Genomic DNA, 9904 nt, shown 5'->3' with positions numbered 1-9904 from the left:
CCTTCGACGTCCCGGCGTATGCCACGAGCGACCCGGCGTCCCGGCAGAGGTTCAGGTAGGAGTATACCGAGTAGGCCAGCCCCTTCTTCTCCCTTATCTCCTGGAAGAGCCGTGAGCTCATGCCGCTGCCGAGGATGGTGTTAAGTATATAGAGCCTGTAGCGGGCGGCCTTGGTCCGGGCGAAGGCCGGGACCCCTATGCAGAAGTGCGCCTGCTCCAGGTCCCTCTTTACGATTTTGGCCCCTGGGCACGGGACGGGCGGCGCGGTCCGTCCGGACGCCTTGCCTGGGGCGAACCCCCGCAGGGCGGAACTAAGACGCCTGACCGTCCGGGCGGCGTTGAGCCCCCCGGCCGCCGTTACGAAGAGACTGCCCGAATGGTAACGCCTCTTGAAGTACTCGACCACGTCCTCCCTCTTTATGGAGCCGACCGTACGGTCGGTGCCGATAACCGGCCTCCCGAGCGGGTGCCCCTTCCAGAACCTCTCGGCGAGAAGGTCGTGGACCAGGTCGTCCGGGGTGTCCTCGATCATCTTTATCTCCTGGCGGATAACCATCCTCTCCTTCTCTATTTCCGCCCGGTCGAACTTCGAGTTCCGGAGCATGTCGGCGAGGAGGTCGATTGCAAGAGGGAGGTCCTTATTCAGGACCTTGGCGTAGAAGCAGGTGTACTCCCTGCCGGTGAAGGCGTTAAGCACGCCCCCGACCGACTCTATCTCCTTTGCTATATCGAGCGCGGTCCTCCTCTCCGTGCCCTTGAAGAGGAGGTGCTCTATGAAGTGGGAAATGCCCGCCTCCCGGGGGGACTCGTCCCTTGAGCCGGTAGTCACCCAGAAACCTATGGAGGACGACTCGACATCGGGCATCTCCTCGGTTATGACATTTATGCCGCCCGGGAGGAGGCTCTTTTTCGTACGAGACATATCAGTGTTCTACTTTCGAATAATTCGAAATAAATTCGAAAAAAACCCGAAATAAAAAATCCGTGCCCGTCATTCCAAATCCGTATCCGCAGAGGGATAACGGCCAACGGGCACGGATAAGTGGTTACCCTGTTACGCCTGTGGCAGTGTTTCCCCCAGGGCCTCTTTCCTCGAAAGCCTTATCTTGCCGGCCCTGTCCACCTCTATAACCTTAACGAGGACCTTCTCGCCCTCCTTAAGGATGTCGGTCACATTCTCCACCCTCTCGGGGGCGAGCTGCGAGATGTGTACCAGGCCGTCGGTACCGGGAAGTATCTCCACGAAGGCGCCGAAGTCGGTAATCTTCCTTACCGTGCCCATGTAGAGCTTGCCCACCTCGGCATCCTGTGTGAGCGCCTCCACCATGGCGACTGCCTTCTTGGCGGCCTCTTCGTCGGACGAGGCGATACTCACCTTGCCGGAGTCGTCGACGTCCATCTTAACCCCGGTTTCGGTGATGATGCCCCTGATGTTCTTCCCACCGGGCCCGATGACGTCCTTTATCCGCTCCACCCTTACCTGTATCGTGATTATCCTCGGAGCGTATTCGGATATCTCTTTCCTCGGGGCGGATATGGCCTTCTCCATGTTCTCGAGTATCGTGAGCCTCCCCTCGCGAGCCTGGTGGAGCGCCTCTTTCAATATCTCAGGCGTCACGCCGCCTATCTTTATGTCCATCTGGAGCGCGGTGACCCCGTCCTTCGTACCCGCCACCTTGAAGTCCATATCTCCGAGGTGGTCCTCATCGCCGAGTATGTCGGAGAGTATTACGGAGTTATCCCCCTCTTTTATAAGGCCCATGGCTATCCCTGCCACGTGCGCCTTCACGGGCACGCCGGCGTCCATAAGCGCAAGAGAGGCGCCGCATACCGTAGCCATCGAAGACGACCCGTTGGACTCGAGTATCTCGGATACCACCCTTACGGTATAGGGGAACTCGTCCTCGGGCGTGGGCAGGAGCCTCGATACGGCCCTCTCGGCGAGCGCGCCGTGACCTATCTCTCTCCTGCCGGGACTCCTCATGAACTTCACCTCGCCCACGCAGAACGGCGGGAAGTTGTAGTGCAGCATGAAGCGCTTGTACTCCCAGCCGGAAAGGGCGTCTATCCTCTGCTCGTCGTCCGAGGTCCCGAGCGTGGCAATGACCATCGCCTGCGTCTCGCCCCTGGTAAAGAGAGCGGAGCCGTGGGTCCTCGGCAGGAGCCCCACGTCGCAGGTTATGCCCCTTACGTCCTTCGGTCCCCTGCCGTCGACCCTCTTCTTTTCGTTAAGGACGGTCGCCCTCATAACGTCGTACTTGAGAGCCCCGAAGGCCCCTTTTATCTCCTTCTCCCTGTCTTCGAACTCGGGCAAGAGCGCCTCCACGAGCTCCTTCTTCAGCTCGTCGAGTTTCGCGTAGCGAGCTATCTTCTCCGGTATCTTGAGCGCCCCGCGGAGTTTCTCTTCGGAAAGCTCCTTAACGCGCGCGCCGAGGGCCTCGTCTGCCGCGGGCGGCACCACTGTGAGCTTGGCTGCGCCTATCTCTTTTATGATATCCCTCTGGAGCTTTATAACGGCGGCCATGCTCTCCCTGGCGAAGTCGAGCCCTTCGACGAGGAGGTCTTCGGAAACAAGCTTTGCCCCTCCCTCGACCATCATTATCGCCTCGTCGGTGCCGGCGGTTATAAGGTCGACCTCGTGGTCCTGCTCCTTCCGGTCTTTAACGCTCGGGTTGCAGACGAACTTCCCGTCAAGCCTCCCGACCCTTACCGCGGCTATGGGGCCCGCGAACGGTATGTCGGAGATGCCGAGCGCAATGGAGGCGCCTATGGTCGCCACGATCTCGGGGTCGTTCTCCGGGTCGAGCGACATCACCGTGGCGATGACCTGTGTCTCGTGACGGTAGCCGTCGGGAAAGAGCGGCCTGAGCGGCCTGTCGATAAGCCTGGAACAGATCACTTCCTTCTCGCTCGGCCTGCCCTCGCGCTTGAAGAAGCCTCCGGGTATCTTCCCGGCCGCGTACGTCATCTCTATGTAGTTAACGGTAAGCGGCATGAAGTCGAGCCCCTCGGAGGCGCCCGGCGCCCGGCAGGCCGTAACCAGCACCACCGTGTCGCCGTACCTGACGGTACAGGACCCGTGGGCCTGCCTCGCCACTTTACCTATCTCTATGGTAAGGGGTCTCCCCCCGTAATCTATCTCATATGTTTTTGCCATCTTTTTTTTCGTAGCTCCCGTCTTTGTTTTCGTCTCACTTTTCTTAGCCCACCGCTTCCATCTCACCGTCTCTATCCAGCCATCTTTACCTCAAATGGACGTGCTTAAGCGGCACCCGCGCGGGTGCCGACCCTCTACGCGGCTCAACGCCTGAGCCCGAGGCTCTCGATAAGCTTCTTGTAGCGGTCCGCGTCCTTTTTCTTAAGGTAGTCGAGGAGCCTCCTCCTCCTGCCGACGAGCTTAAGGAGCCCCCGCCTTGAATGGTGGTCGCCGCCGTGGGCCTTGAAGTGGCCGCTGAGCGAGTTTATCCTCTCGCTTATAAGCGCCACCTGCACCTCGGGCGAGCCGGTATCCGTGTCGTGTACCTTGTACTTCTTTACAACACCCTGTTTCCTGTCCGTGGTCAGCATCGTGTATTCACCTCCCTTCCCTCGAATTCACCTCTTTAAAGCCTCAATGGCCGGTCCCAATCTTATCACCTATACCCTCCCGTAGGGAAGGTGTTTTAAATTTAGAAACTATCGCCCATGGCACGGGATGCCAACGTTATAGACGACCGCACATACGTTAACCGTGCGCAGTCACCGTCTCTTTAAATCCCGTCCGGCCCCCGGGGGCATGGTCCACCAGCGAGGCGAGCGGCATTATGCTCTCCTCCATCAGCTGCCTGGAGGAGTCGAGCGCTATGGCGTCCTCCATGGAGAAGCGTCCGCTCCTGGTACGCTCGAGTGCCGCGAGGTGCGCGCCGCAGCCGAGCACCCTGCCCGCGTCAAAGCAGATGGTCCTCAGGTACGTGCCCCTGGAGCATGCGAGCCGGAACACCGCTAGCGGGATACCGATCTCGACGACGTCGACGGAGAATATCTCCACCTCCTTGGGCTCGCGCTCCACTTCAATCCCTTTCCTTGCGAGCTTATAGAGCGGCACCCCGTTCTTCTTGACCGCGGAGAACATCGGGGGGACCTGACTTATGCGTCCGACAAAGCTTTTAAGCGCCCGCTCCACGTCCTCGACGGAAAGAGAGGCCGTCTCGCCCGTCGCGGTCACCCGCCCCTCGGCGTCGTAGGTGTCGGTCTCCGTACCGAGCTTCATGGTGGCGAGGTACTCCTTCCGTCCTCCCGAGAGGAGGTCGGCATGGCGGGTGGCACGGTCTATAACCAGCGGCAGGACGCCCGTTGCAGCCGGGTCGAGGGTGCCCAGGTGCCCCACCTTCCCGGCGCCGAGCGTCCTCTTGACCCTCACTACCACGTCGTGCGAGGTAAGCCCGGCGGGCTTGTCTATTACGAGCACCCCGTCCATACGGTCTATCCCCTTCCGGCGACGCATATACTTTCCTTGAGTGCCGAGACCACCCTCTCCCTCACCTCTTCGAGGCTCCCGCTCAGGTTGCAGCCCGCGGCATGCGAATGGCCGCCGCCGCCGAAGGTTTCGGCAACCGCAGCCACGTCCACCTCTCCCTTGGCCCTCAAGCTTACCTTATATTCGTCGGGGCCGCACTGCCTGAAAAGCACCCCCACCTCAACCCCTTTTATGGACCTCGTGTAGTTAACGAAGCCGTCCGAGTCCTCTCTGTTGGCCCCCGCGCTCTTTATCATCTCCTCGGTCACGAAAACGGTGGCTATCCCGCGGTCGGCCATCCCGCCGTTACCGCCGCCTTTCCCACCATCGTCCCCTATAACCTCCAGCGTGGAGAGGACCTCGCTCAAGAGCTTGAACCTGCTGGCGGGATAGCTCTCGTATACGTGCCTTGCCACCTCCCAGGGGCTCGCGCCATACGCAACGAGTTCGCCCGCCTTCACAAAGGCCCCCGGCGAGGTGGAACTGTAACGGAAGGAGCCCGTATCGGTGACTATCGCCACGTAGAGGTTGGTCGCCACATCGGGGGATATCCCGGCCCCCGCGGCCTCCAGGAGGTCGAAAACTATCTCGCCGGCCGCGCTCGCGTCGGGCACCACTATATTGACGTCCCCGAAGTTGTCGTTGGTCGCGTGATGGTCGACGTTTATAAGCGTGCCCCTCCCCTCGAACTCCGCGAACTTGGCGCCGAGCCTCTCTATCTGCCCGCAGTCCACGGCAAAGGTCACATCGAAGGGGGGTTCGCCGCCGAGGTCGTGCACAAGCGTATCCACCCCCGGCAGAAACCGGAGGGTTTCCGGTACGGGGTCCTCGCTGTAGGCAACGACGTCCTTGCCCATCTCGCTTAAGGCGAGGGCGAGCCCGAGGAGCGAGCCCAGCGCGTCTCCCTCCGGATTTACGTGGGAGACGACCATGAACCTCTCGGAGTTCTTTATCTTCTCCGCAACCTGAGTGAAAACCTTATCCATAGGAAAATGGGGAAATGGAAAAAATCCTTTCGGTACGTTTAATCGGAGCCGGTGCCGCCGTTTTCATTAACCTCTTTTATTATCTCGTTCATATGCATGGCGTATTCGAGCGACCTGTCGAACTCGAACCTGACCGACGGGATGTGCTTCAGCCTGAGCCTCTTCGCAAGGACCCTCCGCACGTAGCCGGCGGCGCTGTTGAGTCCCTCGGCGCTCCGCTCCCGCTCCTCGTCGCTGCCTATCATGCTGAAAAGGACCGTCACGTTCTTAAGGTCCCGGCTCATCCTGACCGAGGTAACCGTCACGAACCCCACCCTGGGGTCCTTTATATCCCCGTGGAGTATTATGGAGGCCACCTCTTCCTTGATGAGGTCCCCGACCCTGTCCGAACGCTTATAGGTCACTCTCTTTTATCCCCTCCGCCGACCAGCGGCCCGGCAGCCTAACGGCCGGCAAAGCTCTCAGCAGTTTATAACCTCTATATCGTGGTCCGTTATCTCCACGATATGGAGCTCTTCCACGAAGTTAATGACTTTATCGAGCACGGAGTTTATAACGGCCCTGTCGTTGCCCACGGCCGCAAAGCCCAACTCCGCCCTCTGCCAGAGGTCCTGGCTTCCGACCTCCGCGACCGATACGTTGAACCGGTTCTTGACCTTCTCCACGACTTTCTTAAGGACCTGCCTCTTTGCCTTAAGGGAACGGCTGTCGTGGATAAGAAGGCCCATATGGCAGATGCCCACGACCATATTGCTGACCATGCAAGAACCGGATAGGAAGCGTGCCCGCCCCGGCGCGCTAAAGCTTCGCGGCCTCCTCCTTCAATGTGTAGGCCTCGATCACGTCCCCCACTTTTATGTCTTCGTAACCGGCTATGCATATGCCGCACTCGTATCCCGAGGCGACCTCCTTTACGTCGTCCTTGAACCTCCTGAGCGACCCTATGCTCCCGTCGTAAATAACCACGTTATCCCTTATAAGGCGCACCTTAGCGCCCCTCAGCATCTTCCCGTCCGACACGTAGGAGCCCGCCACGTTCCCGACATTGGATATGCGCATGACCTCCCTCACCTCGGCCCTTCCGGCAGTCTCCTCCCTGACGATCGGGTCGAGCATCCCCTCCATGGCGTTCCTTATGTCGTCGACGAGGTTGTATATTACGTTATAGAGCGCTATGTCGACCTTCTCCTTTTCGGCCAGGAGCCTGGCCTTGGTCTCGGGCCTTACGTTAAAGCCTACAAGGAGCGCGTTGGAGGCCGAGGCGAGCATGACGTCCCCCTCGTTTATCCCGCCCACGGCGCCGTGTATCATCTTTACCCCCACTGCTTCGGTGGCGAGCTTTCCGAGCGCGTCGTTAACGGCCTCTATGGAGCCCTGCACGTCGGCCTTGACGACTATGCCGAGTTCCTTCACCTCCCCTTTGTTTATCCTGTCGTAGAGGTCGGCGAGGCTCACCCTGGAACTCTTGAGCATCTCCTTCTCATAGCTCTTTCTCTGCCTTATTTCGGCTATCTGTTTCGCGGAGGCCTCGTCCTTCACCACGGCGAACGTGTCTCCCGCCAGCGGCACGCCGGCAAGTCCGAGTATCTCGACGGGCATGGCGGGGCCCGCGTCGTTCACCCTCTTGCCCCAGTCGCTTATCATCGCCCTGACCCTGCCGGAATACATGCCTGCCACGCAGGCATCCCCCTTCCTGAGCGTCCCGTCCTGGATGAGGACCGTCGAGACCGGACCGCGGCCCTTCTCGATCTTGGCCTCCACCACGACACCCTTTGCCTGGAGCGTGGGGTCCGCCTTCAACTCGCGCACCTCGGCCTGAAGCAGCACCATCTCCAGGAGCTCTTTTATGTTGAGCCCCGTCTTCGCCGAGACCTCGACGAAGATAGTATCCCCTCCCAGGGCCTCCGAGACGAGCCCGTAACTCATAAGGGCCTGCTTGATCCTGTCCGGGTTGGAGCCCGGCAGGTCCACCTTGTTTATGGCCACTATTATCGGGACCTCGGCGGCCTTGGCGTGGTTTATGGCCTCGACCGTCTGGGGCATAACCCCGTCGTCGGCGGCTACGACGAGCACGACTATGTCGGTCACCTCCGCCCCCCTGGCCCTCATCGCGGTAAAGGCCTCGTGGCCGGGCGTATCGAGAAAGGTTATGTCCCCCTTCTCAAGGTGTACGTGGTATGCGCCGATATGCTGCGTTATGCCGCCGGCCTCGCCCGAGGCCACGCTTGTCTTTCTTATTGCGTCCAGGAGAGAGGTCTTGCCGTGGTCCACGTGGCCCATTACGGTCACCACCGGGGCCCTATGGACGAGTTCCTTCGCCCCGGAGCCCTCCGTGGCCGCCTCCAGCAAACTCTCCTCCCCAACCGCCACGTTTTCCACCTCGTAGTCGAACTCGTGCGCGATGAGTGTGGCGGCATCGGCGTCTATGAACTGGTTCACGGTAGCCATGGTCCCGAGCCCCATAAGCTTCTTTATTATATCGCCGGCCTTTACCCCGAGCCTCTGGGAAAGCTCCCCCACGGTTATGGCGTCCGACACTCTTATGACCCTCTTTACGCCCTTGGGCACCGTTATCTCGGTCTTCTTAAGCGGCCTTGTGGCCTGGACGGCAGCCGCCCTGCGCTGGACGCCCTTAAACCTGTAGCGCTTGCCCCTTCTGAAGACCTGTGGGGGGGGAGGAGTAAATACCGGCTTCTTTTCCTTCTCGAATATCTTTACTTCCTTTTTGGCGGGGGCGGGCTTTGCGGCGGCGGAAACAGCCTTCCTGGCCGGAGGTTTCGCGGCGGCGGCCTTCTTCGTCGGAGCCTTCGCGGCAGCGGCCTTCTTCACGGAAACAGCCTTCTCGCCAGCGGCGACCTTCTTCGCGGCGGCAGGCTTCTTCGCGGAAATAGCCTTCTTCGCGGAAACAGGTTTCTCAGCGGCAGCGGCCTTCTCCTCCTTCTTCGGCGGAGCGGCCTTCTTCACACGTCTCCGGATAACGGCGGGCCTTATCCGCTTCTCCTCGACGCTATCCTCCGCAACGGTCTTTTCTTCTTTATCCGTCATAATTCAAAGTTTGAAACTCCATCCCTTCCGGCCGGTGAAACCCGTCCCTTAACGCAATGTCTTTAAGTTTCAGTCGGACCCTTCGGGTATCTCCTCCCATAACTCTTCTGTGTCCGGCACGGTCACGGCCGTCCTAAGGGCCCTTGAAAAGGCCCCCTTCTTTTCACACGCGCTGACAACGCAGCCCCTTGAGGGACAAAGGTAAAGCCCCCTTCCGGGCATCCTTTTCTTAAAGTCCGGGACCAGCCTGCCCTCTACCGATACGAACCTTACAAGATATCCCTTATCCCTCGTAAGGCCGCAGCCGACGCACCTTCTCCGGGGCATTACGAGCCTGCAAGCTCCTTGGCGGCATCAAGGATCTTTTCCGCCTTCTTAGCCCCTATCCCTTCCACGGCCGAAAGCTCCTCGACGGAGGCGGCGGCGATACTATCCACGGTCTCGAACCCGGAGGCCTCGAGGGCCTCGACGGTCTTGGGCCCGACACCCGGCAGCGACCCGACCGATACCTTTTCGCCGGCCGCGACCCCGGCGGCCTCGACCTCCCTCCTGAGCGCTTCATCGGGAGAGAGGGCTTCTCTCTTCTCATCCGCGCCGCCGGCCTCGGTCCCTATATCTATCTTCCAGCCCGTAAGCTTGGCCGCGAGCCTCACGTTCTGCCCCTTCTTCCCTATGGCCAGCGACAACTGGTCGTCCGGCACCACGACCTCCATGGAGTGCTCGGCCTCGTCCACGATGACCTTGGATATCTGGGCCGGGGAGAGGGCGTTCTTCGCGAACACCGCCGCGTCGTCCGAGAAGTGGACGATATCTATCTTCTCTCCCTTGAGCTCCTGGACGACGGCCTGGACCCTTGACCCCTTCACGCCGACGCATGCCCCAACGGGGTCCACTTCGGAGTTATGCGAAAGTACCGCTATCTTGGCACGGTCTCCCGGCTCCCTGGCGGCCTCCTTGATCTCCACGATCCCCTCGTATATCTCGGGCACTTCCATCAGGAAAAGTTTTATCAGAAAACCGGGGTGGGTCCTGGAGAGTATCACCTGGGGGCCCCTGGCATCGTTCTTCACGTCGAGCACCATACCCCTTATCCTCTCACCCTGGCGGTACCTCTCACGCCTTACCTGTTCCTTCCGGGGCAGAACGGCCTCGGTCCTTCCGAGGTCCACCATTATGTCTCCCCTCTCGAACCTCTGGACTATACCGGTAACGACCTCGTCTTTCTTGTCGCTGTACTCGTCAAAGACAATACCCCTCTCGGCCTCCCTGACCTTCTGGATGATAATCTGCTTGGCGGTCTGCGCGTCTATACGGCCGAAATCCTTGGAGTCCAGCTTAAGGCCCAGGCTGTCGCCCACCTGTGCATCGGGGTCGTACT

At 60.1% G+C, this 9904-nt stretch carries 10 protein-coding genes; all 10 read right to left on the bottom strand.

Features of this window, described 5'->3' with window-relative positions; translation table 11 throughout:
* A partial coding sequence (locus tag V3W31_06160) for a pitrilysin family protein (GenBank protein ID MEE9614524.1) occupies positions 1-922 on the bottom strand: 922 nt, incomplete at its 3' end.
* Between the two features lie 132 nt (positions 923-1054).
* On the bottom strand, positions 1055-3157 hold the full coding sequence (pnp, locus tag V3W31_06155; protein MEE9614523.1) for a polyribonucleotide nucleotidyltransferase: 2103 nt from the start codon (positions 3155-3157) through the stop codon (positions 1055-1057).
* Positions 3158-3300: 143 nt separating this feature from the next.
* Positions 3301-3567, bottom strand: coding sequence for a 30S ribosomal protein S15 (gene rpsO, locus V3W31_06150; GenBank protein ID MEE9614522.1), 267 nt, complete (start codon positions 3565-3567; stop codon positions 3301-3303).
* Between the two features lie 157 nt (positions 3568-3724).
* Complete coding sequence (gene truB, locus V3W31_06145; protein MEE9614521.1) at positions 3725-4483, bottom strand: tRNA pseudouridine(55) synthase TruB; 759 nt, start codon at positions 4481-4483, stop codon at positions 3725-3727.
* Positions 4462-5481: a bifunctional oligoribonuclease/PAP phosphatase NrnA gene (locus V3W31_06140; protein ID MEE9614520.1), complete on the bottom strand. Its 1020-nt coding sequence runs from the start codon at positions 5479-5481 to the stop codon at positions 4462-4464. Before V3W31_06140 ends, truB begins: the two co-directional genes overlap by 22 nt.
* Before the next feature lie 38 nt (positions 5482-5519).
* Positions 5520-5885: a 30S ribosome-binding factor RbfA gene (gene rbfA / locus V3W31_06135; GenBank protein MEE9614519.1), complete on the bottom strand. Its 366-nt coding sequence runs from the start codon at positions 5883-5885 to the stop codon at positions 5520-5522.
* 57 nt (positions 5886-5942) lie between these two features.
* Positions 5943-6242 carry a DUF503 domain-containing protein gene (locus tag V3W31_06130; GenBank protein ID MEE9614518.1) on the bottom strand — a complete coding sequence of 100 codons (300 nt, stop codon included), beginning with the start codon at positions 6240-6242 and terminating at the stop codon, positions 5943-5945.
* Between the two features lie 37 nt (positions 6243-6279).
* Positions 6280-8526, bottom strand: coding sequence for a translation initiation factor IF-2 (gene infB, locus V3W31_06125; GenBank protein MEE9614517.1), 2247 nt, complete (start codon positions 8524-8526; stop codon positions 6280-6282).
* Between the two features lie 69 nt (positions 8527-8595).
* Entirely contained in the window at positions 8596-8853 is a 258-nt protein-coding gene (locus V3W31_06120) for a YlxR family protein (GenBank protein ID MEE9614516.1), read from the bottom strand.
* On the bottom strand, positions 8853-9904 hold a 1052-nt coding region (nusA, locus tag V3W31_06115), incomplete at its 5' end, for a transcription termination factor NusA (protein ID MEE9614515.1). The genes V3W31_06120 and nusA, both read right to left, overlap by 1 nt.

The sequence above is a fragment of the Thermodesulfobacteriota bacterium genome (genome assembly GCA_036482575.1).
Taxonomy (GTDB): domain Bacteria; phylum Desulfobacterota; class GWC2-55-46; order GWC2-55-46; family JAUVFY01; genus JAZGJJ01.
Note: the sequence above shows the minus strand (reverse complement) of the source record. Positions and strands in the feature narration are given on the sequence as shown.

Excerpts from the sequence above, each read along its gene's own strand:
- pnp (MEE9614523.1), bottom strand. The coding sequence starts at position 3,157 with ATGGCAAAAACATATGAGATAGATTACGGGGGGAGACCCCTTACCATA.
- rpsO (MEE9614522.1), bottom strand. The coding sequence starts at position 3,567 with ATGCTGACCACGGACAGGAAACAGGGTGTTGTAAAGAAGTACAAGGTA.
- truB (MEE9614521.1), bottom strand. The coding sequence starts at position 4,483 with ATGCGTCGCCGGAAGGGGATAGACCGTATGGACGGGGTGCTCGTAATA.
- V3W31_06140 (MEE9614520.1), bottom strand. The coding sequence starts at position 5,481 with ATGGATAAGGTTTTCACTCAGGTTGCGGAGAAGATAAAGAACTCCGAG.
- V3W31_06130 (MEE9614518.1), bottom strand. The coding sequence starts at position 6,242 with ATGGTCAGCAATATGGTCGTGGGCATCTGCCATATGGGCCTTCTTATC.
- infB (MEE9614517.1), bottom strand. The coding sequence starts at position 8,526 with ATGACGGATAAAGAAGAAAAGACCGTTGCGGAGGATAGCGTCGAGGAG.
- V3W31_06120 (MEE9614516.1), bottom strand. The coding sequence starts at position 8,853 with ATGCCCCGGAGAAGGTGCGTCGGCTGCGGCCTTACGAGGGATAAGGGA.